Origin of the sequence: Pseudomonas paraeruginosa (genome assembly GCF_003025345.2) — a bacterium.
GTDB lineage: Bacteria > Pseudomonadota > Gammaproteobacteria > Pseudomonadales > Pseudomonadaceae > Pseudomonas > Pseudomonas paraeruginosa.
In genome coordinates, this window is the sequence record NZ_CP020560.1 from 4,891,172 (window position 1) to 4,917,809 (window position 26,638).

At 65.9% G+C, this 26,638-nt stretch carries 20 protein-coding genes, 1 tRNA gene and 2 pseudogenes; 8 read left to right on the forward strand and 15 right to left on the reverse strand.

All coding sequences use genetic code 11. The annotated features are described in order from the left end of the window. Positions 1-29 precede the first annotated feature (29 nt). Entirely contained in the window at positions 30-1,004 is a 975-nt protein-coding gene (locus B7D75_RS23175; RefSeq protein ID WP_003094451.1) for an ABC transporter ATP-binding protein, read from the forward strand. Then, positions 1,004-1,975, forward strand: coding sequence for a peptide ABC transporter ATP-binding protein (locus B7D75_RS23180; RefSeq protein WP_003153098.1), 972 nt, complete (start codon positions 1,004-1,006; stop codon positions 1,973-1,975). Before B7D75_RS23175 ends, B7D75_RS23180 begins: the two co-directional genes overlap by 1 nt. A gap of 33 nt (positions 1,976-2,008) precedes the next feature. Here B7D75_RS23180 and B7D75_RS23185 read toward each other — a convergent pair whose 3' ends face one another. After that, positions 2,009-2,641, reverse strand: coding sequence for a LysE family translocator (locus B7D75_RS23185; protein ID WP_107114459.1), 633 nt, complete (start codon positions 2,639-2,641; stop codon positions 2,009-2,011). Between the two features lie 141 nt (positions 2,642-2,782). Here B7D75_RS23185 and B7D75_RS23190 point away from each other — a divergent pair, with 141 nt between their 5' ends. After that, positions 2,783-3,256, forward strand: a complete 474-nt coding sequence (locus tag B7D75_RS23190; RefSeq protein WP_003094456.1) for an Lrp/AsnC family transcriptional regulator — start codon at positions 2,783-2,785, stop codon at positions 3,254-3,256. A 4-nt stretch (positions 3,257-3,260) separates the two neighbouring features. Here the strand turns inward: B7D75_RS23190 and B7D75_RS23195 are convergent, their stop codons facing one another. From B7D75_RS23195 to B7D75_RS23205, 3 genes are read right to left on the reverse strand one after another with little or no spacing between them, the layout of a single operon-like run. Beyond that, on the reverse strand, positions 3,261-4,190 hold the full coding sequence (locus B7D75_RS23195; RefSeq protein ID WP_079741175.1) for a 5-oxoprolinase subunit C family protein: 930 nt from the start codon (positions 4,188-4,190) through the stop codon (positions 3,261-3,263). After that, the gene (pxpB, locus tag B7D75_RS23200; protein WP_107114460.1) at positions 4,187-4,864 is read right to left on the reverse strand and encodes a 5-oxoprolinase subunit PxpB; all 678 of its coding nucleotides are present in this window, start codon (positions 4,862-4,864) and stop codon (positions 4,187-4,189) included. The genes B7D75_RS23195 and pxpB overlap by 4 nt, the downstream gene beginning before the upstream one ends. Further along, positions 4,861-5,616, reverse strand: coding sequence for a 5-oxoprolinase subunit PxpA (locus B7D75_RS23205; RefSeq protein WP_012077261.1), 756 nt, complete (start codon positions 5,614-5,616; stop codon positions 4,861-4,863). Before B7D75_RS23205 ends, pxpB begins: the two co-directional genes overlap by 4 nt. Positions 5,617-5,745: 129 nt before the next feature. On the opposite strand from B7D75_RS23205, the gene lpxO reads away from it, so the two are divergent. Continuing rightward, on the forward strand, positions 5,746-6,645 hold the full coding sequence (gene lpxO, locus B7D75_RS23210) for a lipid A hydroxylase LpxO (RefSeq protein ID WP_012077262.1): 900 nt from the start codon (positions 5,746-5,748) through the stop codon (positions 6,643-6,645). A 256-nt stretch (positions 6,646-6,901) separates the two neighbouring features. On the opposite strand, the gene B7D75_RS23215 is transcribed toward lpxO, so the two are convergent. Both B7D75_RS23215 and piuD read right to left on the reverse strand, forming a co-directional pair. Further along, complete coding sequence (locus tag B7D75_RS23215) at positions 6,902-9,454, reverse strand: PepSY domain-containing protein (RefSeq protein WP_107114461.1); 2,553 nt, start codon at positions 9,452-9,454, stop codon at positions 6,902-6,904. 218 nt (positions 9,455-9,672) lie between these two features. After that, on the reverse strand, positions 9,673-11,973 hold the full coding sequence (gene piuD, locus B7D75_RS23220) for a TonB-dependent siderophore receptor PiuD (protein WP_107114462.1): 2,301 nt from the start codon (positions 11,971-11,973) through the stop codon (positions 9,673-9,675). A gap of 218 nt (positions 11,974-12,191) precedes the next feature. Between piuD and B7D75_RS23225 the strand changes: the two genes are divergently transcribed. From B7D75_RS23225 to B7D75_RS23235, 3 genes are all read left to right on the forward strand, one after another. After that, positions 12,192-12,872: a Fe2+-dependent dioxygenase gene (locus B7D75_RS23225; RefSeq protein ID WP_034081372.1), complete on the forward strand. Its 681-nt coding sequence runs from the start codon at positions 12,192-12,194 to the stop codon at positions 12,870-12,872. Positions 12,873-12,874: 2 nt separating this feature from the next. Then, the gene (locus B7D75_RS23230; protein WP_012077266.1) at positions 12,875-13,690 is read left to right on the forward strand and encodes a tetratricopeptide repeat protein; all 816 of its coding nucleotides are present in this window, start codon (positions 12,875-12,877) and stop codon (positions 13,688-13,690) included. A 120-nt stretch (positions 13,691-13,810) separates the two neighbouring features. Then, positions 13,811-15,613, forward strand: a complete 1,803-nt coding sequence (locus tag B7D75_RS23235) for a phosphoethanolamine transferase CptA (RefSeq protein WP_107114463.1) — start codon at positions 13,811-13,813, stop codon at positions 15,611-15,613. A gap of 92 nt (positions 15,614-15,705) precedes the next feature. Here the strand turns inward: B7D75_RS23235 and B7D75_RS23240 are convergent. From B7D75_RS23240 to B7D75_RS23270, 7 genes and pseudogenes are all read right to left on the reverse strand, one after another. Beyond that, positions 15,706-16,098 (reverse strand): annotated as a pseudogene (locus B7D75_RS23240) (VOC family protein). A 115-nt stretch (positions 16,099-16,213) separates the two neighbouring features. Beyond that, the gene (locus B7D75_RS23245; RefSeq protein ID WP_012077270.1) at positions 16,214-17,377 is read right to left on the reverse strand and encodes a type III PLP-dependent enzyme; all 1,164 of its coding nucleotides are present in this window, start codon (positions 17,375-17,377) and stop codon (positions 16,214-16,216) included. A gap of 470 nt (positions 17,378-17,847) precedes the next feature. After that, on the reverse strand, positions 17,848-18,561 hold the full coding sequence (locus tag B7D75_RS30110) for a methyl-accepting chemotaxis protein (RefSeq protein ID WP_371106871.1): 714 nt from the start codon (positions 18,559-18,561) through the stop codon (positions 17,848-17,850). Positions 18,562-18,705: 144 nt separating this feature from the next. Continuing rightward, a pseudogene (locus B7D75_RS30115) lies at positions 18,706-19,836 on the reverse strand (HAMP domain-containing protein); the annotation flags it as partial. Between the two features lie 221 nt (positions 19,837-20,057). Further along, positions 20,058-20,894, reverse strand: a complete 837-nt coding sequence (ampE, locus tag B7D75_RS23260) for a regulatory signaling modulator protein AmpE (RefSeq protein ID WP_012077273.1) — start codon at positions 20,892-20,894, stop codon at positions 20,058-20,060. After that, on the reverse strand, positions 20,891-21,457 hold the full coding sequence (ampD, locus tag B7D75_RS23265; protein ID WP_003152756.1) for a 1,6-anhydro-N-acetylmuramyl-L-alanine amidase AmpD: 567 nt from the start codon (positions 21,455-21,457) through the stop codon (positions 20,891-20,893). The genes ampE and ampD overlap by 4 nt, the downstream gene beginning before the upstream one ends. Before the next feature lie 149 nt (positions 21,458-21,606). Next, positions 21,607-23,856, reverse strand: coding sequence for a DUF1631 domain-containing protein (locus B7D75_RS23270; protein WP_107114465.1), 2,250 nt, complete (start codon positions 23,854-23,856; stop codon positions 21,607-21,609). Positions 23,857-24,140: 284 nt separating this feature from the next. On the opposite strand from B7D75_RS23270, the gene nadC reads away from it, so the two are divergent. Beyond that, positions 24,141-24,989 carry a carboxylating nicotinate-nucleotide diphosphorylase gene (nadC, locus tag B7D75_RS23275; RefSeq protein WP_003152758.1) on the forward strand — a complete coding sequence of 283 codons (849 nt, stop codon included), beginning with the start codon at positions 24,141-24,143 and terminating at the stop codon, positions 24,987-24,989. Positions 24,990-25,041: 52 nt separating this feature from the next. On the opposite strand, the gene B7D75_RS23280 is transcribed toward nadC, so the two are convergent. Both B7D75_RS23280 and B7D75_RS23285 read right to left on the reverse strand, forming a co-directional pair. Continuing rightward, a tRNA-Thr gene (locus B7D75_RS23280) sits at positions 25,042-25,117 on the reverse strand. Positions 25,118-25,169: 52 nt separating this feature from the next. After that, complete coding sequence (locus B7D75_RS23285; RefSeq protein ID WP_234600078.1) at positions 25,170-26,567, reverse strand: O-antigen ligase family protein; 1,398 nt, start codon at positions 26,565-26,567, stop codon at positions 25,170-25,172. Between the last annotated feature and the right edge of the window lie 71 nt (positions 26,568-26,638).

The window sequence follows — 26,638 nt, forward strand, 5'->3', positions numbered from 1 at the left end:
TCCGTACCCGCGCCACAGGAGACCGCCGCATGAGCCTCCTCGACATCAAGAACCTCAGCGTGCGCTTCGGCGACACCACCGCCGTGCCCGTGGTCGACGGCCTCGACCTGAGCGTCGACAAGGGCGAGGTGCTGGCCATCGTCGGCGAGTCCGGCTCCGGCAAGTCGGTGACCATGATGGCCCTGATGGGCCTGATCGACGCCCCCGGCTGGGTGTCCGCCGATCACCTGCGCTTCGACGGCCACGACATGCTCACCCTCAAGGGCCGCCAGCGCCGGCGCATCGTCGGCAAGGACATGGCGATGGTCTTCCAGGACCCGATGACCGCCCTCAACCCCAGCTACACCGTCGGCTACCAGATCGAGGAAGTCCTCCGCCTGCATCTCGGCCTGCGCGGCAAGGCCCTGCGCCAGCGCGCCCTGGAGCTGCTCGAGCGGGTCGAGATCCCGGCCGCCGCCAGCCGCCTCGACGCCTACCCGCACCAGCTCTCCGGCGGCATGAGCCAGCGCGTGGCCATTGCCATGGCCATCGCCGCCGAGCCCAAGCTGCTGATCGCCGACGAGCCGACCACCGCCCTCGACGTGACCATCCAGGCGCAGATCATGGAGCTGCTGCTGAACCTGCAGCGCGACCAGGACATGGCGCTGATCCTGATCACCCACGATCTCGCCGTGGTCGCCGAGACCGCCCAGCGCGTCTGCGTGATGTACGCCGGCGAGGCGGTGGAGATCGGCGGCGTGCCGGCGCTGTTCGACCGCCCGACCCACCCCTACACCGAGGCGCTGATCAAGGCGATTCCCGAGCACTGTGCCGGCGAAGCCCGCCTGGCCACCCTGCCCGGCATCGTGCCCGGGCGCTACGACCGTCCGCGCGGTTGCCTGCTGTCGCCACGCTGTCCCTATGCCCAGGAGCATTGCCGCCAGGAACGGCCGGCCCTGGAGGCGCACGAGCGCGGCGCGGTGCGCTGCTTCTATCCGTTGAACCTGCTGAACGAGGTGGCCTGATGGAAACCGTTCTGACCGCCCGAGATCTGACCCGTCACTACGAAGTCTCCCGCGGCCTGTTCAAGGGCCACGCCCAGGTACGCGCGCTGAACGGCGTGTCGTTCGAACTGGAAGCCGGCAAGACCCTCGCCGTGGTCGGCGAGTCCGGCTGCGGCAAGTCGACCCTGGCGCGCGCCCTGACCCTGATCGAGGAACCCACCTCCGGCTCGCTGAAAATCGCCGGGCAGGAGGTCAAGGGCGCCAGCAAGGACCAGCGCCGGCAGTTGCGTCGCGACGTGCAGATGGTCTTCCAGAACCCCTACGCCTCGCTCAATCCGCGGCAGAAGATCGGCGACCAGCTGGCCGAGCCGCTGCTGATCAACACCGCGCTGTCGCGCGAGGAGCGCCGCGAGAAAGTCCAGCAGATGATGCGCCAGGTCGGCCTGCGCCCGGAACACTACCAGCGCTATCCGCACATGTTCTCCGGCGGCCAGCGCCAGCGCATCGCCCTGGCCCGGGCGATGATGCTGCAACCCAAGGTGCTGGTGGCGGACGAGCCGACCTCGGCCCTCGACGTGTCGATCCAGGCCCAGGTACTGAACCTGTTCATGGACCTGCAGCAGCAGTTCCGCACCGCCTACGTGTTCATCTCGCACAACCTGGCGGTAGTCCGCCATGTCGCCGACGACGTCCTGGTGATGTACCTCGGCCGACCGGCGGAGATGGGGCCGGCGGACAAGCTCTACGAGAACCCGCTGCATCCCTACACGCGCGCGCTGCTCTCGGCGACCCCGGCGATCCATCCGGACCCGACGAAGCCGAAGATCCGCATCCAGGGCGAACTGCCGAACCCGCTGGACCCGCCGCAGGGCTGCGCCTTCCACAAGCGCTGCCCCTACGCCACCGAGCGCTGCCGCAGCGAGGTGCCCGAGTTGCGCCCGCTCGACCAGCGCCAGGTGGCCTGCCACCACGCCGAGCAGTTCCTCGGCTGAGCCACGACGGGGCGCTCGCCGCCCCGTCTGCCTTCAGAGCTGGCGCAGCAGCGCCAGCCTCACTCCGAAACCGATCAGCAGCCCACCGAAACCCCACTGCTGCAGGCGCTGCGCCAGGGGCCGGGAGGCCAGCCAGCGCCCGAGGCGGCCACCGGCCAGGGCGTAGGCGCAGTCGAAGGCCAGCCCGACCAGTACCAGTATCGAGCCGAGCGCGGCGAACTGGAGGGCCAGCGAACCGGCCTGGGGACTGACGAACTGCGGCAACAGCACCGAACAGAACAGCAAGGCCTTGGGATTCAGGAGGTTGGTCAGCAGTCCGCGCAGCAACGCCCGGCGGTCGGCGTGCGGCACCAGTGACGCGGAACCCGCGTCGCTGGTCGGCAAGGCCAGTCCGCCACCGCGCAGCATCTGCAGGCCGAGCCAGGCGAGGTAGGCGGCGCCGAGCAGGCGCACCAGGTCGAAGGTCCAGAGCGCGGTACGGAACAGCAGCGCCAGCCCGGTCGCCGCCATCAGTACATGGCAGGCCCGCGCCAGGGCCAGGCCGAGGGCGGTGACCAGCGCCGCGCGCCGCCCCTGGCGGGCGCCGGTCTGGAACAGCAGGAGCATGTCCGGTCCGGGGACCAGGTAAACCACCGCCAGGGCAATCAGGAAAGCGCTCGTGTCCATCGCATCGGCTCCAGGAAGGTGACCCGGATAGCGATTCTATGCCCGCAAGGCAAGGCAGGTGCTTGCGTTTTCCACCAGTCGAAGCATTCTGTTTGGCAGGAAATTCCACTCTATGAAGACTATCCATCCGGATATGCCAAGATGAAACTCGACGCCTATGACCATCGCATCCTCGCCGCCCTCCAGCGCGACGGCCGCCTGAGCAACGTCCAACTGGCCGAGGAGATCGGCCTTTCGCCTTCGCCCTGCCTGCGCCGCGTGCGCCTGCTGGAAGAGGCCGGGGTGATCCGCGGCTACCAGGCCAGCATCGACCGCGACGAGGTCGGCCTCGGCCTCACGGTGTTCGTCGGGATCAAGGTGGAACGCCATCGCCAGGAACAGGCCGAAGCCTTCCACCGGGCAGTGGTCGACCTGCCGGAAGTGATCTCGGTGCACCTGGTCTCCGGCGAGTCGGACTTCCTCCTGCAAGTGGTGGTCCCCGACCTGCGCGCCTACGAACGCCTGCTCAGCGAAACCCTGCTGCGCCTGCCCGGGGTCAGCGACATTCGCAGCAACTTCGCGATCAAGACGGTGAAGGCGCCCTCGCCGCTGCCGCTCGGCCACCTGGCCGGCTGAGCGCTCAGCCGCGGAAAAAGCGGTAGAAGCGCAGCAGATCGGCCTGCTGCGTCGCCAGGTCGCTCTCGACGAAGGTTACCTCGCTATGCGCGGGGCTTTGCGCCAGGCGCGGGAGGTCCAGCGGATGGACGAAACCGAGCAGCGGATAGCCGCCCATGCTCTGGCGGTCGGCCATCAGTACGATGGGATGGCCATCCGGCGGGACCTGGATAGCCCCTTCCACCACCCCCTGCGACCAGCTGCGCCGCGCCCCGCGCAGCGGCTCGCCGGACAGGCGCACGCCCATGCGGTCGGACTGCGGGCTGATGCGCCAGGAACAGGCGAAAAAAGCCTGCCGGCTGGCTTCGTCGAAGGCCGCCGCGTCGCCGCCGAGCAGCACCCGCAGAGGCGGTGGGCGCCGATAGTCCGGCTGGAAACGCCAGGGCACGCTGGCCGCCCTCGGATGGGCGGCGCCGGCCTCGGCGCATGGCAGGCAATCGCCCTCCTCCAGCGCCTGGCCGTCACCGCGCAAGCCGCCCAGGCCATCGCGGACCTGGCTGGCGACGCTGCCCAGCACCGGGCGGGCCTGGAAGCCGCCGGCGCAGGCCAGGTAGGCACGCTGTCCGGCCTCGGCGAAGCCCAGTTCGATACGCTGCCCGCGGCGGACCCGGAAACGGCTCCAGGGCAGCTGCACGTGTCCGTCCACCGCCAGCGCCAGGCGCGCTCCGGTCAGCGCCAGCCAGGTCGCTTCGACCGTGCATTCCAGCACCAGGCCGCCGAGGGCGATCTCCAGCAGCGGCGTGCCCCAGGGATTGCCGAGCAGGCGATTGGCCCAGGCCGCCGCCTGGCGGTCCAGCGGCCCGCCCGGGGATACGCCCAGATGCTGCCAGCCGCGCCGGCCGTCGTCCTGCAGCAGGCTTTGCGGACCCGCCCGGATCACCCGCAACCCGTTCATTCATGCCCCCCCAGGGACAGGAAGGCCTCGTGATCGATGGCGACGAAACGCACCCGGTCGCCCGGCGACAACGGGCAAGGCGGGGCGGCGGCCGCATCGAACGGGCGCCACGGACTGCGCCCCAGCAGGTGCCAGCCACCCGGCGAGGCCTGCGGATAGATCGCCGTCTGCGCCTCGGCGATGGCCAGGCTGCCAGCCGGCACGCGTGCCCGTGGCGTGGCCCTGCGCGGCAGGAGCAGACGCGGATCGAGGCCGCCGAGATAGGCGAACCCCGGCGCGAAACCGATCGCGCCGACCCGGTATTCGACCGCGCTGTGCAGCGCGATCACTTCCTCGCGGTCCATGCCGCAGGCAGAAGCCACCAGCGGCAGATCCTCGCCCGCATACCAGACGGGAATCTCGTGCAGGCGACCGGCCTCTTCGGCGGGTCGCCAGGCACGCCACTCCGCCAGCAGCGGACGCAGGCGCGCCTCCAGGACCTGCGGGTCGACCCGGTAGGCATCGTAATGCAGCAGCAGCCCGGTCCAGCCCGGCACCAGGTCGCGGACGCCCGCGCCGAACTCCTCGCGCAGGCGCCTCGCCAGCTCGACCAGGCGTAACGGCAGGTCCGCCCCGGGCTCCTCGGCAAGGACCAGCAGCAAGGCTTCCGCGCCAGCGGGCTCGATACGGATCACAGGCTGCCCAGGGCCGCGCGCAGGCGCCGGAGCACCGCCAGCGACTCCGGGTTGTCGCCATGCACGCAAAGACTGTCGGCGGTCAGGCGCAACGGGTTGCCATCGTAGTCGGCGAAGGCTTCGCCGCGGGCGATGGCCAGCGCCTGTCCGATGATCCGCTGCGGATCGCGATGCACCGCGCCGCCAAGCCGCCGCGGCGCCAGCCTTCCGTCCGGCAGGTAGGCACGATCGGCAAAAGCCTCGAACAGCAGGGGCACGTCGGCTTCGTCGGCCAGTTGCAGTTCGCGGGCGTTGTCGGCCAGCGCCAGCACCATCAGCGGCAAGCCCTTGCGATAGGCGGCACAGGCGTCGAGCACCGCGCGCAGCAGTTCGTCGTCGGCGACCAGGTCGTTGTACAGCGCGCCATGCGGCTTCACATAGGCGACCTGGGTACCGAGGGAGCGGCAGAAGGCGTCCAGCGCGCCGATCTGGTACAGCACCATGGCATGTACCTCTTCGGCGGAGCAGGCCAGCGAACGCCGGCCGAAGCCACTCAAGTCGGGATAGGCCGGGTGCGCGCCGATGCTCACCCCGTGACGCACCGCCAGCGCCACCGAGCGCTGCATGGTCAGCGGGTCGCCGGCATGGAAACCGCAGGCCAGGTTGGCCTGGTCAACCAGCGGCATGCTGTGGGTGTCGTCGCCCATGCGCCAGGCGCCAAAGCTTTCGCCCATGTCGCAATTGAGCAGGATATGCCGGCCACTGTCGTTCATTGCACGCTCCTTTCAGGGCCGCCAGGACCGAGAAACAGGCCCGGTGCTGGCGAATTAGCGTCAGGTAGCATACTCAGGCGCCCATAAGAGGAGTAAATTCTCCTCTTTTGCACCGACGACCTTGCATTCATGAAAGTTCTCATCCTGGCGGCCTATGCGCTGAGCATCCTCTATGTCCATTTCCGCGGCCGGGTACGCCATAAACTGTCACGCCAGTTGAGCGACCACTCCAGCTTCCTCGCGCCGGTCAACTGCCTGATGTACCTGTTCTCCAAGGTACCGAACCGGCCGTACCTGGCGCCGGAGACCTTCCCCGAACTGAAGACGCTGGTCGACAACTGGCAGACCATCCGCAGCGAAGCGCTGCACCTGCACGACGCCGGCAATATCAAGCGCTCCGAGCAGTACGACGATATCGGTTTCAACTCGTTCTTCAAGAGCGGCTGGAAGCGCTTCTACCTGAAATGGTACGACGAGGCCCATCCCTCCGCCGGCGAACTCTGCCCGCAGACTACCGCCCTCCTGCGGCAGATTCCCTCGGTCAAGGCGGCGATGTTCGCCGAGCTGCCGCCCGGCTCGAAGCTGGTTCGCCACCGCGATCCCTACGCCGGCTCGCTACGCTTCCACCTGGGTCTGTACACCCCCAACGACCCAGCCTGCTTCATCGAGGTGGATGGCGAGCGCTATCACTGGCGCGACGGCGAGGCGGTGGTGTTCGACGAGACCTTCATCCACTACGCGGAAAACGCCACCGGGCACAACCGCATCATCCTCTTCTGCGACATCGAGCGGCCGCTGTCCCAGGGCTGGGCCGCTGCCTTCAACCGCTGGTTCAGCCGCAACGTGATGGCCGCCGCCGCCGCCCCGAACAACGCTGGCGACCGGACCGGCGGGCTCAATCGGGTCTTCGACAGCCTGTACAAGATCCGCCTGCAAGGCAAACGTTTGAAGAAGCGCAACCGCACGCTCTACTACCTGCAGAAATGGGGCTTCTTTGCCCTGGTACTGGGCTTCATCCTGTGGATCTGAGGCCCGGCGGCGCAACGTCCCGATAGCCATCCAAATGGCGGATAACCGCTCTGCGGTTATTCGCCCTACGCCACGGGCGGTGCGAAGTCCCGATAGCTCCGTAGGGCGCATGACGCCTACGGCGTCATCCGCCGATGCCTCGCTGGAATGGCGGATAACCGCTCTGCGGGTATCCGCCCTACGCCATGAACAGCCCGGCAGTTCTGGCGGCAGGCAAAAAAAAAGGCTCCCTGGGGAGCCTTTTTCATTCATTCGTTCAGTACACGTCGCGCCGGTAGCGTCCTTCGTCGGCCAGGCGTTGCAAGGCCTCCTCACCGAGCACTTCGCGCAGCACCCGGTCGACGCCGCCGGCCATGCCCTGCAGACTGCCGCAGACATACAGCGCCGCGCCCTGGTCGACCCAGCGCCGCAGTTCGTCTGCCGCTTCACGCAGGCGATCCTGGACATAGATCTTCTCCGCCTGGTCGCGGGAGAACGCCAGGTCCAGGCGCTGCAGTTCGCCGCTGGCCAGGGCCTGCTCCAGTTCGGCACGGCAATAATAGTCATGGGCGAAATTGCGCTCGCCGAAGAGCAACCAGTTGCGCCTGCGCCCGGCGGCGATGCTGGCGCGCAGCAGGCTGCGCAGGCCGGCGAGGCCGGTGCCGTTGCCGATCAGGACCAACGGCAGGTCGTCCTCCGGCAGGTGGAAGCCGGCGTTGCGTCGCAGGCGCAGGCTCAGCGCGGCGCCGAGCGGCAGATATTCGGTGAGCCAGCCGGAACAGATACCCAGGCTGCCGTCGGCGTGCTGCTCCTGGCGCACGATCAGTTGCAGGTCGCCGTCGCTCTGCAGCGAGGCGATCGAGTACTGCCGCACGGACAGCGGGATCAGCGCATCCAGCAACGCCTGCGGATGCAGGCCGACCAGGTGTTCGAAGGAGTCCGGCAGCAGGCGTCCGGCCAGGGCCTGCTCCAGGCATTGCTCGACGCCTTCCAGCGACACCCGCGCCTGGCCGTCCAGGTGATGTCGCTCCAGCCATTCGCGGATACGCACGGGCGCCTGCCGCGGAACGATCTCCACCAGGTCGCCGGCGCGCCATTCGATGGCGCTGTCGGTCGGCGCGCGCAGATCCAGCAGCCAGGTCGACTCGCCCTGGCTACCGGGATTCAGCTGCTCGCGCCGGGCCAGCGACCAGACCTCGAAGGACGGCGCCGCCCAGGCCGCCGGCGCGCCGCCGCCGGTGACTTCGGCGAGTCGCTCCTGCCACTGGCGCAGCGCGGCGGCATCGCCGTCGTCCACCTCCACGGGGGAGAACAGGCTCTGCGCGCCCTGTCCCTGCAGCCAGCCCTGCATGCGCCGGGCGAAACCGCAGAACTGCTCGTACTGGCGATCGCCCAGGGCCAGCAGGGCGTAGCTCAGGCCACCGAGGCTGGCGGCCTGGCCGAGGACCTTGCGCTCGAAGCCGCGGGCGCTGTCCGGCGCCTCGCCGTCACCGAAGGTGCTGACCACGAACAGCGCGTTGCGTGCCTCGGCGAGCTGGCCGACGTCCAGCCGCGCCAGTGACTCGACCCGCACCGGCAGGCCTGCGGCCTGCAACTGGCCGGCGCTCTGCCAGGCCAGCTGCTCGGCGAAACCGCTCTGGCTGGCGTAGCCGATCAGCCACGATTCGCCGCTGGCGCCGGCGCTTTCGTCCAGCCCGGCACGGCTCGCCCGCACCGCGCGCTTCTTGCGCCGACGGTCGAGATAGAGCAGCCAGCCGGTAATGAAGAACAAGGGCATCGCCAGGCTGGCGAGCATCATCAGGATGCGCCCGGGCAGGCCGAAATAGCTGCCCACGTGCAAAGCGTAGACGCTGGCGAGCAACTGGCCGCCGAAGGAGCGCTCGCTGTAGCGCTGGTCGCTTTTCACCTGGCCACTGGCCGGATCCAGTGTCAGGGTGTTGAAGGCGCGCTCGTGCGGCGCATCGGTCAGGCGGTAGAACACCGTCGCCGGCTGGCCGCCCGCCGGTGGCAGGCGCAGGTTGTAGGCCTGCAGGCGATCGCCGCCGGCCTGGCGGATGCTGTTCCACACCGCGGCGTAGTCGACCACCAGCGGCGCCGTCTCGGCCGGTCGCTCGCCGCGCCCGCCGGGCTTGCCACGCTGCGCCTGTTGCCCGGCCGGTGCGTCGTCGAGCAGCTTGAACAGGCCGTTGCGGTACCACTCGTAGGACCAGTACAGGCCGGTCAGCGCCGCCAGCAGGTACAGCGCCAGGCACCAGGTGCCGGCCACGGCGTGCAGGTCCCAGTTGAAGCTGCGGCCCTTGCGCGACCAATCGAGGGTCAGCCAGGCGCGCCAGTCCAGGGCCTTGCGCGGCCAGCGCAGGTAGAGGCCGGACAGGCAGAAGAAAATCAGGATCAGGGTGCAGGCGGCGGTGACCTGCTTGCCGTACTCGCCCATGGCGAGGAAACGGTGCAGTTGCATCATCAGGTTGAAGAAAGCCTCGCCCTTCGGTTCGCCGACGAAGGCGCCGGTATAGGGATCGACCCAGCGCGATTCGCCGCGGCGCTGCCCCGGCGGCGGGGTGTAGAAGATCCGCCCGGCCTTGTCGCTGTCCATCTCGACCCAGACGAAGGCCACCTTCCGGCCCGGCTCGGCGCTCTCGATGCGATGCACCAGTTCGTCCAGCGGCAGCACGCCCCCGGGGCGCTTCTGCACCACCAGTACGTCGGGGTTGAGGACGCGCATCAGTTCGTCCTGGAACGACAGGGTCGCCCCGGTGACGCCCATCAGCGCCAGCACCAGGCCGGCGCTGATGCCGAAGAACCAATGCAACTGGAACCAGACTTTCTTCACAGGATCACCTTCACGGGCCGCCAGGCGGCAACAACGGAACAGGGCCAGGTGCTTCGCACTGGCTGGACGATACGGAAATCGCAGGCAGCCAATTCTATTTGATAATCAGTTGCGATAAAGCCGAATTAACGTTCTTTACGCTCTATTTACCCGCCCCGGATGCGGAAAAGCCCCGCCCCGGGAAGGGGTGGGGCTTTCGCGGAAAGCGCAAGCGGCTGTCAGAAGTGGAAGTTGGTGGAGAACAACACCGTCCTTCCGGCAGCCTGGGACGCATAGTGCGCCGCGTAGGCCTTGTCGAAATACTTCTTGTCGAACACGTTCTGCACATTGACCTGGAAATCGACGTTCTTGCTCAGCTTGTAGCTGGCCATCGCATCGTAGCGCCAGTAATCGGGGACATAGACGGTATTGCCGACATCGCCATAGACCTTGTCGACATAGAAGGCGCCGCCCCCGATGGTTGCTTTCGGGAAGAGGTCGTAAGTGGTCCACAGACTGAAGCTGTTCTTCGGCGTGTTCGGCATCTCATTGCCGTTGCTGGAAACTGCCGATGCGTTGACGTTGCCGTTGCGCCCGGCCTTGCCGGCATCAACCAGCTCGCTGTCGAGGTAGCTGTAGCCTGCGAACACCTTCCACTTCTCGGTCAGTTTGCCGCTGGCGCTCAGCTCCACGCCATCGACGCGGGATTGTCCGGCATTGTCGTAGGTCTGGTTGGCCACCAGGATACGGGTGTTGTCCTTGTCCGTGCGGAAAATCGCTGCACTCAACTCCAGCCGCTCGTTGAAGAAGGCCCATTTGGTACCAAGCTCGTAGTTGGTGGTTTCTTCCGGCTCGAGATTATTGCTGATGGCGAACCCGTCGACGGCGTTCGAGGTGTCGCCATTGTCGAGCATGCTCCCCGGCGGGGTCGCCGAGGTGGCGTAGGACGCATAGATGCTGCCGTTCGGTGCAGGCTTCCACACCAGGCCTGCCTGCCAGTTCCAGAAGCTCGACTTGTCGCTGAGCTTGGTAGTGGGGCTGACACCATGGTTCTTCGCCGTGGTTTCGAAACTGTCGAAGCGGGCACCGATATTGACCTGCCATTGTTCGTTCAGGTCGATGGTATCGAACGCATATATGGCCTTGGTGGTGCCGACCGTATTCAGCGGCGCATATTTCCGAGTGATGCTGCCATTCCACGGATCATGCGGATTGGGGTTTTCCAGGCTGGTGCAGTTATAGCCACTGGGAGCCCCGATCAGCGATGGATTGCACTTGTTGTTGCCCAGACCGGTATTGGTATCGACGGTATAGCCATCGCGCTTGCTGTCTTCGCGGCTGAACTCGAGGCCGGTGCTAAAGCTGTTCTTGAAGCCGCCCAGGTAGAACTCTCCGAACAGGTCCGTCTGGTTGACTGCCGTGGTGGTGGTACTCACGCGGTTGTTCTGCCGGCGCCAGACCGTGCCATTGTTGATGTTGCCCTGGCTGTCGTCCGGCTGCGTCCACAGATAGTCCTGATGGCTGTTGCCGTAACGCGAGGTGTTGCGAATGGTGAGGTTGTCGGTCAGGTCGTGCTCGATGGTGATGGTACTGGTATCGATCCGGCTCTTCTGGAAATCGCGCCCCGTCAATCCATAGAAATTGCCTCGATCGACATTCACCGGCTTATCTGGATTGTGCTTGCTGCGGTTGCCGCTCTTGGCGTATGGAATCCCCGAGTCGGGCGTATCGTCACTTTCCAGGTGATAGTGGCTGACGGTAACTCGCGTCGGCGAACCGAGGCCGAAGGTAAGCGATGGCGCTACGCCCCAGCGGCTGACGTCCACTTCGTCGCGGCCGGCGACATTGGCGTCGTGCTTGAGAAGATTCAGGCGAAATGCCGCATTGCCATCGAGGAACTCCTGATTGAGGTCCAGGGTATAGCGGCGGGTCTGGTCGGAACCATAGGTGAAGCCACCATCGATGAAGTTCCCCGCCTTGGCCTGCTTGCTCACGAGATTGAGGCTGCCGCCGGCCGAGCCACGCCCGCCGAACGCCGAGTTGGGCCCCTTGCTGACCTCGATCTGCTCGAGGTTGAAGATCTCGCGCGTCTGCGCGCCGGTGTCGCGTACACCATCGACGTAGGTGTCGCTCTGCGCATCGAATCCGCGGATGAACGGTCGGTCACCGGTGGGGTTACCGCCTTCGCCCGCGCCAAAGGTAATGCCCGGAACGGTACGCAACGCGTCCTGGAGGGAAACAGCGGCGGTATCCTTGATCACCTGCTTGGGCACCACGGTGACAGAACGTGGCGTATCCAGCAGCGGCGCGGTGTACTTTTTCGACGCGGAGCGATCGACGTTGTAGGTGGTTTCGTCCTGCTGCTCACCGACGATGGTGGCCGCGTCCAGCGACAGGACGCCGCCCTTGTCGGTCTTTTTCTGCCCGGCCTGTTCGGCATGGGCCGCCTGCGGCGTGGCGATGGCAGTGATGGCGACACCGATGGCCGAAGCCAGCAGGCGCTGCGACGAAACGGCGATATCCGTGGACTGACGCGACATTCGAAACCCCTCCCCGGGAGCTGTGAAGGTCGCGAAATCTATTGCAGATCAGAATTGTTATCAATTATTACAGATTCGCATCCGACAGGAATTTACATTTTTTACACTTTTCTCATTACATTTTTCTGCGCTTCGCTCGTCCATCCTGGGATGGCGGTTTTACAGCACCAATGCAAATCAATATCATTGGCAATCATTTCGCCTCCATGGACAGCGCCATGCTGCTGCACATCCCCGCCCTCTTCACCGCCGATGAAGTCTCCCGGATCCGCGCCGCCCTGGAACAGGCGGAGTGGGCCGACGGCAAGGCGACCGCCGGCTACCAGTCGGCCAAGGCCAAGCACAACCTGCAGTTGCCGCAGGACCACCCGCTGGCGCGGGAAATCGGTGAGGCCATGCTGCAGCGACTGTGGAATCACCCGCTGTTCATGTCCGCCGCGCTGCCGTTGAAGGTCTTCCCACCGCTGTTCAACTGCTATACCGGCGGCGGCTCGTTCGACTTCCATATCGACAACGCCGTGCGCGACATCCAGGGCGGTCGCGAACGGGTCCGCACCGACCTGTCCTCGACGCTGTTCTTCAGCGACCCGCAGGACTACGACGGCGGCGAACTGGTGATCCAGGACACCTACGGCCTGCACCAGGTGAAGCTGCCCGCCGGCGACCTGGTGCTCTACCCCGGCACCAGCCTGCACAAGGTCAACCCGGTCACCCGTGGCGCGCGCTACGCCTCGTTCTTCTGGACCCAAAGCCTGGTCCGCGAGGACAGCCAGCGTACCCTGCTGTTCGAGATGGACCAGTCGATCCAGCAACTGACCCGCGACGTACCCGAGCATCCCTCGCTGATCCGCCTCACCGGCACCTACCACAACCTCCTGCGGCGCTGGTCGGAACTCTGAGCATGCGCCACCTGCTGCATCGACATGAGGCGCTGGACGCCGAAGGCTTCGCCGCGCAACTGGCCGGCAGCCCGCGAGAGGCCGCCCAGGCCATCCTCGGCGCGGCGCGCGAAGGCCTGCCGGAAGCCCAGGCGCTGCTCGGGCAGATCCTCCTCGATGGCCAGGGCATCGAACGCGATGCGGCGCTGGCGCGGACCTGGTTCGGCATCGCCGCCGAGGGTGGCCACGCGATGGCGCGCAACATGCTCGCTCGCTGCCTGGAGCACGGCTGGGGCGGCGCGGCGGATCTCGCGGCGGCGGCGCGACACTACCGGATCGCCGCCGGGCAAGGCCTCGACTGGGCCCGCTACAACCTGGCCAACCTCTACGCCACCGGCCGTGGCGTGGAACAGGACCAGGCGTGCGCCTATGCGCTGTACCGGCAGGCCGCCGAGCAGGGACACGCGAAGTCGATGAACCTGGTCGGCCGCTATCACGAAGAAGGCCTGGTGGTCGCCCGCGACCAGGCACAGGCGGCACACTGGTACCGGCGCTCCGCCGAGGGCGGCGACTTCCGCGGCCAGTTCAGCCACGCCGCGATGCTGGCCGCCAACGGCCGCCATGCCGAGGCCGAGACCTGGCTACGGCGCGCCCTGGAGGGCGGCAACCTGAACTTCCTGCGCAGCGCTCGCCACAGCCTGGAGCAATCGTCCCATCCCGCGTTCCGCGGCCTGGCGCTGGCCTATTGCCGACGCGCGGCGGAACTGGGCGACGCCAGCGACAGGGAGGCCCTGGAGCGCGCCATCGGGCATGCCGAGACAGCGCCACTACCGGCCTGACGAACAGCCGACAACCCTTTGTTCACGCTGGCATAACACTTTTTTGACAAGCCCTTGCCTACCCTCGCCTCCTCATCGAGGCGCACCCGACCACGCCTCCGCTCACTGAACGAGGCTATCGTGTCCCCCACCCCACCAAGCGTCACGCGCAACCGCATCGACTGGGCCGGCCTGGGCTGGCTGTTCCTGTTCTTCTGGTTCTTCTCCGGCATCACCCAACTGCTCCTGCTGGCCTCCGGCAACAGCGGCTTCTCCGGCTTCCGCAACGCCATGGTGCTGAGCAGCATCTGGCTCGCGCCGGTGCTGTTGTTCCCGCGCTGGACCAAGCCGCTGGCCGCGATCATCGGGCTGGTGCTGTGGGCCGCCTCGCTGGTCGGCCTGAGCTATTTCGGCATCTATCACCAGGAATTTTCGCAAAGCGTGATCTTCGTGATGTTCGAGTCGAACACCGCGGAAGCCAGCGAGTACTTCAGCCAGTATTTCAATCCCTGGATGACCCTCGGCCTGGTGCTCTACAGCCTGGTTGCGATCCTGCTCTGGCGGCGCCTGCGGCCGGTGTACCTGCCGCGCTTCAGCGCCGCGCCGGTGGCCGTGCTGCTGATCGTCGCGACCATCGGCTATCCCTTCTACAAGCAACTGATAAGCCAGGGCCGTCCGTTCGACCAGGCCCTGGACAAGGTCCAGGCGCGCATGGAGCCGGCGGTGCCCTGGCAATTGCTGATCGGCTACCAGCAATACCGCCAGCAACTGGCCAGCATGCAGGCGCTGCTGCAGAAGAATGCCGCCCTGCCGCCGCTGAAGAACCTGGTCGACGCCAACGGCGACACCCCGCGCACCCTGGTCCTGGTGATCGGCGAGTCGACCTCGCGCAAACACATGAGCCTCTACGGCTACCCGCGTGAAACCACCCCGCAGCTGGATGCGCTGAAGGCCGCCAACCAGAACCTCACGGTGTTCAACAACGTGGTGGCCTCGCGGCCGTACACCATCGAGGTGCTGCAGCAGGTGCTGACCTTCGCCGACCAGGAACATCCGGATCGCTTCCTCACCGATCCGTCGCTGATGAACCTGATGAAGCAGGCCGGCTACAAGACCTTCTGGATCACCAACCAGCAGACCATGACCAAGCGCAACACCATGCTGACCACCTTCGCCCAGCAGACCGATGCGCAGTTCTACCTGAACAACCAGCGCAGCCAGAACGCCAGCCAGCTCGACGGCGCGGTGCTGGCGCCCTTCGCCAAGGTGCTGGAAGACCCGGCGCCGAAGAAGTTCATCGTGGTCCATCTGCTCGGCACCCACATGAACTACAAGTACCGCTACCCCGAGGAATACGCCCGCTTCGTCGACCGCCAGGGCGCGCCGGCGGCGCTCAGCGACGACCAGGTGGCGGTCTACAACAGCTACGACAACGCCGTGCTGTACAACGACTACGTGGTCTCCAGCCTGATCAAGGGCTTCGCCAACAGCGACCCGAACGGCTTCCTGGTCTATCTCTCCGACCACGGCGAGGAAGTCTTCGACGAAGCCCCGCACGATCGCCTGGGACGCAACGAGGGCGACCCGACCCGCGGCATGTACACCGTGCCCTTCCTGGTCTGGACTTCCCCCAGCTGGCAGCAGAGCCACCCCCGCGACCTGCAGGCGCTGGTCGACCGACGCTACAGCAGCGAAGACCTGATCCACACCTGGTCCGACCTGGCCGGCCTCGGCTACGACCTCTTCGACCCGAGCAAGAGCCTGGTCAGCAACGACTTCCGGCAGGAAGTCCGCTGGATCGGCAACCCCTACGCGCACAATGGCCTGCGCGACTTCGACAAGCTGCCGCTGGACAAGGCCGCCACCGAACAGCAAGTGGCCCAGGCCGGGCGCCCGGCACCGGCGACGCCGCGCGCGCCGGCCCGCCAGCCGAACGAAGGCTGACGCCGCGAAAAGAAAAGGCGCCCCGCCAGCGGGGCGTTTTCCTGTGCGTAGCGAACTCAGGGCAATACCAGGTTGCCCTGCTCGTCGAGCGGTCAGAACGGCTTGTGGGCGACTTCCCAGAGATGCCCGTCCGGATCGGCGACATATTCCGAATAACCGCCCCAGAACACCTCCTGCGGCACCTTGGTCGCTTGCTCGCCACCCGCCAGGGCGGCGGCGAACAACAGCCGGTCGGACTTCTTCCCGCGGGGCGCAGTCGCAGGCCAGGGTGATGGCGCGAAGCCGGTCGGGCGGTCCTCCACCCGGGCGTCCTCGGCGAGCGCCTGGCGGCCGTGGAGGCCGAGGGCCAGGTTGCGCCCCTTGAGGAACACCACCTGTTCGTTGCCGTCCGCCGACGCTTGCCAGCCCAGCGCCTGGTAGCAGCGGCTGGAGCGTGCGAGATCGGCGGCGCCGAGAGTCACCAGGGAAATACCGTGGCCTGTCATCTTGCTTCCCCCTCGTGCTCGTCGAGCGCCCAACCTCGCACGCGGGAACTCCGTCGGCCAGCGCCGGGAATGAAAAAGCCCCGCCAGGGCGGGGCTTTTCCGGAACCAACGGGAGTTACAGGTAGAACGCCTTCAGCGGCGGGAAGCCGTTGAACTCCACGGCGCTGTAGCTGGTGGTATAGGCACCGGTGGACAGCCAGTAGAGCCGGTCGCCGCTCGACAGGTTCAGCGGCAGGCCGTACTTGTAGTGCTCGTACATGATGTCGGCGCTGTCGCAGGTCGGTCCGGCGATCACCACCTCTTCCATTTCGCCCTGCTTCTCGGTCCAGATAGGGAACTTGATCGACTCATCCATGGTTTCGATCAGTCCGGAGAACTTGCCAACGTCGGCATAGACCCAGCGCTCCACGGCGGTCCGCGACTTGCGCGCGACCAGCACCACTTCGCTGACCAGGATGCCGGCATTGGCGATCAGCGAACGGCCCGGCTCGAGGATGATTTCCGGCAGGTCGTCGCCGAAGTCTTCCTTGAGGAAGCGGATGATCTCCTCCGCGTAGGTCTCCAGGTCATTGGTCTTGGTGATGTAGTTGGCCGGGAAGCCGCCGCCCATGTTGATCATCTTCAGGACGATGCCGTCCTCCTCCTTCAGGCGCTCGAAGATCACCTTGACCTTGGCGATCGCCGCGTCCCATACCGAGATGTCGCGCTGCTGCGACCCCACGTGGAAGGAGATGCCGTAGGGCTCCAGGCCCAACTGGCGGGCCAGGATCAGCAGGTCCATGGCCATGTCGGTCTGGCAGCCGAACTTGCGCGACAGCGGCCAGTCGGCGGTGGTCGAACCCTCGGTGAGGATACGCACGTAGACCTTGGCCCCGGGCGCGGCCTTGGCGATGTTGCGCAGGTCGGCCTCGGAGTCGGTGGCGAACAGGCGCACGCCCTTCTCGTAGAAGTAGCGGATGTCCTTGGATTTCTTGATGGTATTGCCGTAGCTGATGCGCTCCGGACCGACGCCGGTCTTCAGCACCTTGTCCAGCTCGTAGATCGAGGCGATGTCGAAGTTCGAGCCCTTGTCGCGCAGCAGTTCGGTGATCTCGGTGGCGGGGTTGGCCTTCACCGCGTAGTAGATCCTGGCGAAGGGGAAGCAATCGGTCAGTTGGTCGTAGGCATCGGCGATGGTCTGCCTGTCGATGACCACGAAGGGGGTTTCCTGCTTGTCGGCGAAGGCCTTCATGCGCTGGAAGGTTTCAGGGGCGAAATAATCCTCGACCTTGATGGACATGGTTGGGACTCCCAATGGCAAAACACATGGATTCGTAGGGGTGAAGCTGAACGTCTAATCCGTTTCCCCACTTTGGTTCGCCTACTTCCCAAGGCATGTCGCCGAGTATCACCTGCCTGCCGGCAGCCACCGCCTGTTCATCCTGCCAGGTCGCCCTCCGCAAGCGCCGCGGCGCCTGGCGAACGGAACGAACTGGCCGCGATGAGCGGCGGGCGTCGCCTTGCCTCAAGGCGATCTCTCGTCGTCAGTACTTGAGCCGGATGGATCGTTTCCAGCATGGACGTTCGGGCGCGAACTTTAGGACCAAGGGGGCACGAGATCAATAAAAAAATGCCGCGATTTCGCCTCCGCCTGTCGCGGCGCTGGCTTGACCTGCCCAGGCTTTACCCCATGCGCATGACAGTGGGATGTCGTCGCCCGCCCGGGGTTCGCTCGGACGGACGAAACGCACCCGCGCGCGGGCCTTGCGCCTATACCCTGAACGCCCCGATCAGACGCTTGAGCTGGTTCACCTGCGCGCCCAGCTCGCGGCTGGCCCGCTCGGTCTGGCTGGCCCCTTCGGCGGTGCGCTCGCCGGCCTGGTTGATCTCGACGATATTCTGGTCGATGTCGTGGGCCACCGTGGTCTGCTGCTCGGCGGCGGCGGCGATCTGCTGGTTCTGGTCGACGATCATGCCCACCGCGCCGAGGATGTTCTCCAGCGCCTGCTGTACGCGCGCCGACTCGTTGACGGTGCCGTCGGCGGTGTGATGGCTGCTGCCCATCGCCTTCACCGCCGCGTCCACCCCGCCCTGCAGGCGCAGGATCATCTGCTCGATCTCGGCGGTGGACTGCTGGGTGCGCTTGGCCAGGGTCCGCACCTCGTCGGCGACCACCGCGAAGCCACGGCCCTGCTCGCCGGCGCGGGCCGCCTCGATCGCCGCGTTGAGCGCCAGCAGGTTGGTCTGCTCGGCGATCCCCTTGATCACGTCCAGCACCTGGCTGATCGACGCGCTGTCGCTGGCCAGGCGATTGATCGCCGCCACCGACTGATCGATCTCGCCGGCCAGGCGCTGGATGCTGCCCACCTGCGACTCGACCAGGCTGCGCCCGCTGAGGGTTTCCTGGTTCACGCTGTTCGCGCTGCTCACCGCCATCGCCGCGCTGCGCGCCACTTCCTGGGCGGTGGCCGCCATCTGGTTCATCGCCGTCGCGACCTGTTCGATCTGGCTGCGCTGGCCAGCCACCGCCTGGTTGCTTTCGGCCGACACCGACTCGACCCGCAGGGTCTGCCGCTCGACCTCGCCGACGGTCTGGCTGACCCGCTCGATCAGGTCGTGGATCTTCGCCACCGACTCGTTGAACGACTGCCCCAGTTCGCCCAGCTCGTCGCGGCTGCGCGACTGGAAGCTGACCGTCATGTCGCCGCCGGCGACCCGCTCCATCATTCGCCCGAGGTCCTTCAGGGTGGCGCGGGTGGACACGTAGAAACCGCCGTAGAGGTAGAAGATCGCGATGAACACCACCACCAGCGCCGTCACCAGCAGCAGCATCTGCGCACGCACCTGCTGCAGGCGCTTCTGCAACTGGCTGTCGAGGTAGGCAAGGACACTGTCGTCGAGCTGGTAGGTCTTGCCCATCGCCGCGCTGACCTGGTCGTAGAACTGGGTCCAGGGCGCATCCAGGGTGTCGGCCACGATCACCTGGTCTTCGAGCAGTTGCCCCAGGCTCTTCAGGGTCTCGCGACTGGCCTGGGCGGCATCGATCAGCGCCTGGGGACTGTCGGCCAGCGACTCCTGCAGCTTCAGGCCGTATTCGCCATGCAGTTTCTCGAACTCCAGCAGGAGTTCGTCGAGGCGCGCGCTGGAAGACGAATTGAGAAACCCCTGGCCCAGGGAATAGGCGCCGATGGCCCGTCCCTTGCTGATCGCCGCCGTCACCTCCGGGGTTATCGAACCGACCAGCTCGCTGAGCTGGCGCACCTGGCGCTGGCTGTCCTGGCTGAGCCCCGCCTGGCCGATCAGCAGCTTGATGAAGACCTGCGCGCCGCCGAGCAGTTTCTCCGCCCGTGCGCCCTTGCCCTGCAGCGAGCCTTCGGCCTCGACCGCCTGCAAACCCTCCAGCAACTGGTTGCGCTGGGCCTGGAACTCGGCGATCGCCGCGCCGTCCTCGCTGAGCGGGACCAGCGCCTCGAGGCGCCCGCGCAGGGCTTTCTGCAGGTTAGCGATGCGCGCTTCCAGGTCGCCGCCCTTGCCGGACTGGCCGATGACGGCGTTGATCTGCACCAGGTCGTTGAGGGACTCCAGGTCGCGCCGGAGCTGCAGGCTGCTGCCCAGCAGCGCCAGGCTCTGCAGCTCGATGCGGGTATCGCTGAACTGGCGGTAGGCGTCGCGTACCAGGTAGAAGCTGGTGATCAGCAGAGGCAGGAAGAACAGCACGCTGATCAGGCCGAACTTCATGCCGAAGCTGAGCCGGTTCATCAGCGCGATGGCGGGATAGAGTACGGTCTTCACCCAGACGTCTCCTGATTATTCTTATCGTTCTGAGAGATGTCGCGCCGTGGCGACACCGACGCTCGGCACTCGCTCGTGATGGCTTTTCGAAATCACGCAAGCGCGATCACCTGTGTACCCGATATCGGCCCGCCGTTCTGTAACTTAAGGTTAACGGGGAGCCGCGAGCGGGCTCCCCGCCTTTGCGCTCAGAGGAACAGCGCGCAGAAGGCGAACACGGCGTACCAGAGCACCGCCGCGCGCACCAGCAATTGCCAGAGCGCATCCAGGCTGGCGACCCCGGCGGCGCCCAGCTCGACCGCCTCGACGTCGCTGGCGACCCGCCCGGCCTTGGCCAGCAGGGCCGCCGCGGAGAGGTCCCAGGCCAGCAACCAGTGCAGCAGTACGCGGATCACCGCGAGGAAGTTGCCGACCAGGGCGAAGCTCAGCACCAGCGCGCGCGCCGGCAGCCAATCGAGGGCATGACGTACCCGCGCCGCCCGTTCGCGCAGTTCCGGCTGACGGGCATGCTCCACCGTCAGCGCCAGCAGGCGGTAGGCCAGGGCCGCCGCCGGCCCGAGCAGCGCATACCAGAAGATCACCGCGAAGAAGCTCTGGTAGCCCTGCCAGAGCAGATGGGCATGCACCCGGCCGATCAGTTCGCCCTCGCTGCAACCCTGGACACCCAGGTCACGCTCGGCGACCAGGGATGCCGCCTGGGCGTCCTCGCGCCGCCAGGCATCGCGGAATGGCCCGAGGTCGGCCAGTACGTCGCCACGCCCGAGGCTGTAGACCACCACCAGGAGATGCAGCGGCAGGCTCAGCCAACCATAGGCCAGCGGCTGCAGCAGCGTCAGCAGCAGGGCCAGCGGCAGCAGCGGCAGGACCACCGCCAGCAGCACGCCGAGCCAGGAGCGGCGGGACACCAGGGGCAGGTCCTCGACCAGCCCCAGCCAGGCGAGCCAGGCGCCATCGCGCTGGATACGCCGGCGCCAGCCGGAGAACTTCTCCAGCGCCAGGGCCAGCAGCAACACCAGGAACGTCATGTTTCCTCCTTGGAATCGGTCAATCCGGCACGGTAGCGCGGCCAGTCGAAGGCCTCGCCGGGGTCGGTCTTGCGCTGCGGAGCGATATCGCAGTGCCCCTGGATCCGCCCGCGGGTGATCGCCGGAAACGCCGCGCGCAACAGCCGCGTCAACCCGACCAGGGCAGTGTACTGCGCATCCGTGTACGGTTCCGTGTCGGTCCCTTCCAGTTCGACCCCCAGGGAAAAGTCGTTGCACGCCTCGCGCCCTTCGAAGCAGGACACCCCGGCGTGCCAGGCGCGATCGTGGCAGGAGACGAACTGGGTGATGCCGCCGTCGCGTTCGATGAGGAAATGCGCGGAGACCGTCAGGTGGCGGATTTCCGCGAAATAGGGGTGCTCGTCCGCGTCCAGGCGGTTCTGAAAGAAGGCCTGGACCTTGCCGGTGCCGAACTGCCCCGGTGGCAGGCTGATGTTGTGGATGACCAGCAACGACACCACTTCCCCCTGCGAACGCAGGTTGAAGTTCGGTGAAGGACAGTGGCGGATCCCCTGGACCCAGCCGGTGACGGAATCGAAATGCATACGGGCTCCTGAACGAGCCCCCACTCTAATCCAGGCGTAGCGGAATGACGATCGGCCTGGCGCAGGATCGGCCGGTTCGACTGCGGTCGAAGAAGGTTCGTACCTGGAGAAACGAAAAGCCCGGCGCAATGCCGGGCCTTCACCTGGACTCAGGCGCCCTTGAGCCGTCGCAGGTTGCCGATCACCGACTCGAGGGCACGGTCGAACAGCAGTGCGTCATCCAGCAGGCGTACCGCCTCCCGGCGGAACTCCACGGCCAGGCCCATGCGGGTCTTTTCCAGGACCTTCATCCCGGTGCGGTTGACGAAGATATAACGGCCGGTCGGGCGGATCACCGCCGCCAGCTTGCAACGCAGCTTGTGCTCGGCGTCCTCCTGGATCTCCACCCAACTGCCGACACGCAGCGCATCGACCCGCAGCAGCGCCTCGTCGTCGTCCGCCAGGCGCACCTCGCTCTCGCTCGGCGGGGTGGCAACCTCCGGCGAGCTGAGGACGATCTCTTCTACCACTCGCAGCATGACCGGCGCGCGCGGCTTCTCGGAGAGCGTGTCCGACGACGGCTCATCGAGCAGCGGGATGTCCGCCGCCTCGCCGCGCTTGTCGCGCTGCAGGCCCTGGACATGCAGGGTCTCCAGCTGGCTGAAGAACTCGCCGGTGGAGAACGGATCGAATGCCGCGCTGGCCAGGCCCTCGCGCAGCGCCTTGAGCAGGCCCGGCACGCGTTCCAGCAATTGCTGACGGGACAGCGGATCGTCGTGCGGCTCGACGCTCCAGATCAGTTCGTCCATGGTCGCCAGGGCCTCTCGCCATTCGGCCGATGCCTTGCCATGCTTGAGGCAGATCAGCAGCATCACCTTGCTCCAGGCGTCGCGCAGCAGGCGTACCACCACCTCCGGCAGGACCTTGCCGAGCAGGCGCTGGTTGAGTACCTGCTCCACGTCCTGGCGCGCCAGCTCGGCCCGGGCCCGGCCTTCCTCGGCGTCGCGGGTGCGCTGCTCGAGCAGTTCGCTGCGGCGACGCTCGTCGCCGGTGAAGGCGATGAAATCCTCCAGCAGCTCGGCGAAGATCGCCGGGTCGTCGACGAAGTCGTTCAGCAGGCGCATCACCACCTGCTCGATCTTCTGGTAGAGGCTGTCGCGCCGGGCGTCGTTGTGCTCGGCCCAACCCAGCGAAGCCGAAGCGATCTCGTTGAGCAGGCGCCGCGCCGGGTGGCTGCCGCGGCTGAAGAAGGTCTTGTCGAGCAACGCCACCTTGAGCATCGGGATCTGCATCCGCCCGATCAGGGCCTTCAGCGAGTCCGGCAGGGTGCGGTCGTCGAGGATGAACTCGAAGAGCATCGATACCAGGTTGATGACGTCGTCATCCATCTGGCCGACCACCCGCGAGCGCCCGCTCTTGTGGCTGACGCGCTGGAGCAGCTGGTCGACCCCGTCGCGCACGTCGAACTCCGCGCCACTGGCGCTCGGCAGGTGCTGCTGCAGGTGGGAAAGCAGGCGCATCAGGTCGTTGCTGGAAATCGGTGCGGCATTTTCCGGGATTTCCCGGCGATAGAAGGACGGATTGGCGCGGACCTGCGACAACAGCTCCTGCAGCGCGCCGAAGACTTCCTGCTGGCCGCCGTCGAGCAATGCCGCCTGCGCCTGCAGCGCGTCGCTATCGCGCACCGCCTCGCTGCGCGCCGCGGGATTGCGCCGCGGCAGGGCCGACTTCAGCTCCGGCAGCACGCCCGCCGCGACCAATACCTGGTTGGCCTCGGCGTAGAGCTGGTCGCAGTGCGCCAGGACATACTTCTCGAACAGCTTGAGGATGATCAGCTTGACCTTGATCTCGACGCCCAACCCCTGGCAGGCATCGAGGAAGGCCGCGGTCAGCGGGCGCGGACCGAGGGGATTGTTCTTCTCGTCGACCTTGCGCCCGACCAGGGTGTTCAGGCGCGTGCCGAGGTGCGCCAGCGCGGTCGCGTCGCGGCTCATCACCCGCGCCACCATGGCATCCACGGCGACGGACTCCTCCAGTTCCTCGTTCTGCACCAGGCTGAGACTGTCGAAGGACACGCTGTCCAGCGTCGGTACGGACCTACCGGGCTGTACCTGGTTGAGTGCGGAAAACTCCTCGAAGACCTTCTGCAGGTAGACCCGCTCGATGCTCTTGCGCTTGAGGCGCAGGTCGCGCATGGCTTCGAAGAAGGCATTCTGCTCGAGATTGCTGGTGGCCCGGTCGGCCATCTCGAAAAGAGTGTCGTCGGCATTGTCGAACAACGCCTGCAGTGCCTGCTTCAGTTGCAGCGCCGCCTTGTCGCGCACCTGCACGAGGATGACCGGCAGCCGTCCTGCGCCGGCGTTCGGCGACGGCTCGGAGGCGATCCTGGTCAGGTGCACCACATTGGCATCGTTCTGCATCGGGACTCTCCTGCCACCCTCGCGGCCGCGCATGGAATGGCAAAATTCGGGCACAGAGGATCGATTGGCGTCGTCCGTAACGTCAATTTCCAGGCGTCAAAAACAAGTATCTACATTCATTATAGAGATACTTTCGAATCTAGATAGAGGGTTTTCCTATAGACATGACTCTTTTCACACAAGCGAAGACCGATGAATGGAAGCCCTCCCGACGACGCCCAGGCAGGCACAGACGCCGTCCGCCGCGCTCCGTATAATCGCCCGATCTCGTACAGGAGCCCGCCATGCCCAACCTCACCCTTGCCGACCTCCAAGGCGAAATCCAGGCCAACGTCCGCACCGCCCTGGCGGAAGACGTCGGTGGTGGCGACCTTACCGCTCAATTGATCGATCCACAGCGCGAAGCCGAGGCCCGGGTGATTACCCGCGAGCACGCGACGATCGCGGGCCGCGCCTGGGTCGACGAGGTCTTCCGCCAGGTCGATCCCCGAGTGCTGGTGACCTGGCAGGTGGAGGACGGCCAGCGAGTCGAGCCGAACCAGACGCTGTTCCAGCTAAAAGGTCCGGCCCGCGCCCTGCTCACCGGCGAGCGCAGCGCACTGAACTTCCTGCAACTGCTTTCCGGCACCGCCACCCGCAGCCAGCACTACGCCGACCTGGTCGCCGGCACCGCGGTGAAGCTGCTCGACACCCGCAAGACCCTGCCCGGCCTGCGCCTGGCGCAGAAGTACGCGGTCACCTGCGGCGGTTGCCACAACCATCGCATCGGCCTCTACGATGCCTTCCTGATCAAGGAAAACCACATCGCCGCCTGCGGCGGCATCGCCCCGGCGATCGCCGAAGCCCGGCGCATCGCCCCCGACAAGCCGGTAGAAGTGGAAGTGGAGAACCTCGACGAACTGCGCCAGGCCCTGGAAGCCGGTGCCGATATCGTCATGCTCGACGAACTCAGCCTGGACGACATGCGCACCGCCGTCGCGCTCACCGCCGGGCGCGCCAAGCTGGAAGCGTCCGGCGGGATCAACGAGAGCACCCTGCGCAACATCGCCGAGACCGGCGTCGACTACATCTCCATCGGCACCCTGACCAAGGACGTCAGGGCCGTCGACCTGTCCATGCGCCTCGCCCTCTGAACGAATCGCAGGCAATAAAAAGCCCCGCCGAAGCGGGGCTTTTTATTGCGACTGGTGCCGGATAGAGGAATCGAACCCCCGACCTTCTCATTACGAATGAGCTGCTCTACCGACTGAGCTAATCCGGCGGCGCGGGGAAGGTATCACTCGGCACAGCCGGATTTCAACCGATATTCCCCCTCACATGGGAATCCAGCCCTGAATCCAGAAACGTGGCGCCTCGCCGCCGCCGTGGATTTCCAGGTAGCGCTCCTCGGCCGCGGTCAGCCCCGGAACCTCGAGCAGCAGCACGCGCCCTAGCACGACAATGACAACGACAGCCAGGCCCCGACAGAGCCAGCGCTGTGCGGGAGACGGCGCGACCGGCCTCGACCAGCGCGCCATGGCGATGCCTACCAACAAGGCCAATACGGTCTGGGTGAAGGGCATGACGAACACGCCGTCCACCTGGGCCAGGACCAGGACCGAAACGAGGGCCAGCCACAGTCCGGCATCCATCGGATCGCCCTGTTCACGCAGGTAACGCGCGCCGCGAAGCAGACCTAGGATCATCAGTCCAACCACCAGAAGGCCAGCGACCCCGCCCCATTCGGCGAACCACTGCAGCAGCATCTGGTGCGGGTGGGCACCGACGCTGTTCGGCACCGCCGAGAAATGCATGGGCCCGACCCCAAGCAAAGGATGGGCTACGAACATGCCCCAGGCATCTCTCCACAACACGTCGCGCAGAGACAGACCACTGCGCATACCGGACATGAGGGTCATGTCGATACCGAGCCAGGCCGGCAAGGCAACCATTAGCAGGAAATAGAGCGCCAGTCCGACGAATGCTGCGGACAACTGGACGATCAAAAAGCGGCGCCCCACGGGGCCGATCCAGCAAAGCGCGAGATGCGCGACGGCGAAACTCAACCAGAGCCCGCGCCCAGCCAAGGCGAAGGAGATGCACCACTGAATGGCCAGCAGCAGCATGACAAGCCAGGACAGCCTGAACCGCCCGGTCTCTCGCAGGTATAACCCCAGCGCAGCCATCAGCGGCAGCAGCATGGCCTGGAACTGCCCCATGGTCCGGACGTTGGAAAAGCCGCTGAGCAGAACCTCAGGGTTCAACTCACGGAGTCCGCTGACGAAGGCCGCGAGATAGGAAAGCAGGAACTGGTAGCAGAAGAACCCTCCCAACACCAGCAGCCCCCAGAGGGCAGCACGGCGAACCCACTCTGGGCTGGCGGATATATTGAAGGAAAACAGCATCAGGCCGGCGAATACCGACCATTCCTTGAATGCCCAGGAGGAACCATCAGAAAGAAGGGAGGAAAAAACACCCAACCCGAGAGTCAACAATAGAGCGGCAAGAACCTTTCGCCTAATAAGCGAAGAAGGAAAATACAAGAAAAAAAACAGTGATGAGCTACTCAGCAACAGCAACTGGAATATGCGCTGCTGGTCGTGCCAGTTCGGAGAAACCCCATAATGAATTACAGTAGAAAGCAGCACAGCTGCTATCAGGGATAGTAGTGCAAACCCTACGAAAGAAGGCAAAGCAATCCCGCCTTGCCAGATCACTCTTGTTCGATTCATCGCGAGTCCGTAATGAAAAAACCCCGCAATGCGGGGTTTTCTCTTTTACTACTAGACCAGACCGAAAAGCC

What these genes read in the sequence shown, in the direction of transcription:
- B7D75_RS23175 (WP_003094451.1), top strand. Translation starts at nt 30, where the DNA reads ATGAGCCTCCTCGACATCAAGAACCTCAGCGTGCGCTTCGGCGACACC.
- B7D75_RS23180 (WP_003153098.1), top strand. Translation starts at nt 1,004, where the DNA reads ATGGAAACCGTTCTGACCGCCCGAGATCTGACCCGTCACTACGAAGTC.
- B7D75_RS23185 (WP_107114459.1), bottom strand. Translation starts at nt 2,641, where the DNA reads ATGGACACGAGCGCTTTCCTGATTGCCCTGGCGGTGGTTTACCTGGTC.
- B7D75_RS23190 (WP_003094456.1), top strand. Translation starts at nt 2,783, where the DNA reads ATGAAACTCGACGCCTATGACCATCGCATCCTCGCCGCCCTCCAGCGC.
- B7D75_RS23195 (WP_079741175.1), bottom strand. Translation starts at nt 4,190, where the DNA reads ATGAACGGGTTGCGGGTGATCCGGGCGGGTCCGCAAAGCCTGCTGCAG.
- B7D75_RS23205 (WP_012077261.1), bottom strand. Translation starts at nt 5,616, where the DNA reads ATGAACGACAGTGGCCGGCATATCCTGCTCAATTGCGACATGGGCGAA.
- lpxO (WP_012077262.1), top strand. Translation starts at nt 5,746, where the DNA reads ATGAAAGTTCTCATCCTGGCGGCCTATGCGCTGAGCATCCTCTATGTC.
- piuD (WP_107114462.1), bottom strand. Translation starts at nt 11,973, where the DNA reads ATGTCGCGTCAGTCCACGGATATCGCCGTTTCGTCGCAGCGCCTGCTG.
- B7D75_RS23225 (WP_034081372.1), top strand. Translation starts at nt 12,192, where the DNA reads ATGCTGCTGCACATCCCCGCCCTCTTCACCGCCGATGAAGTCTCCCGG.
- B7D75_RS23230 (WP_012077266.1), top strand. Translation starts at nt 12,875, where the DNA reads ATGCGCCACCTGCTGCATCGACATGAGGCGCTGGACGCCGAAGGCTTC.
- B7D75_RS23245 (WP_012077270.1), bottom strand. Translation starts at nt 17,377, where the DNA reads ATGTCCATCAAGGTCGAGGATTATTTCGCCCCTGAAACCTTCCAGCGC.
- B7D75_RS30110 (WP_371106871.1), bottom strand. Translation starts at nt 18,561, where the DNA reads ATGAACCAGATGGCGGCCACCGCCCAGGAAGTGGCGCGCAGCGCGGCG.
- ampE (WP_012077273.1), bottom strand. Translation starts at nt 20,894, where the DNA reads ATGACGTTCCTGGTGTTGCTGCTGGCCCTGGCGCTGGAGAAGTTCTCC.
- ampD (WP_003152756.1), bottom strand. Translation starts at nt 21,457, where the DNA reads ATGCATTTCGATTCCGTCACCGGCTGGGTCCAGGGGATCCGCCACTGT.
- B7D75_RS23270 (WP_107114465.1), bottom strand. Translation starts at nt 23,856, where the DNA reads ATGCAGAACGATGCCAATGTGGTGCACCTGACCAGGATCGCCTCCGAG.
- nadC (WP_003152758.1), top strand. Translation starts at nt 24,141, where the DNA reads ATGCCCAACCTCACCCTTGCCGACCTCCAAGGCGAAATCCAGGCCAAC.
- B7D75_RS23285 (WP_234600078.1), bottom strand. Translation starts at nt 26,567, where the DNA reads ATGAATCGAACAAGAGTGATCTGGCAAGGCGGGATTGCTTTGCCTTCT.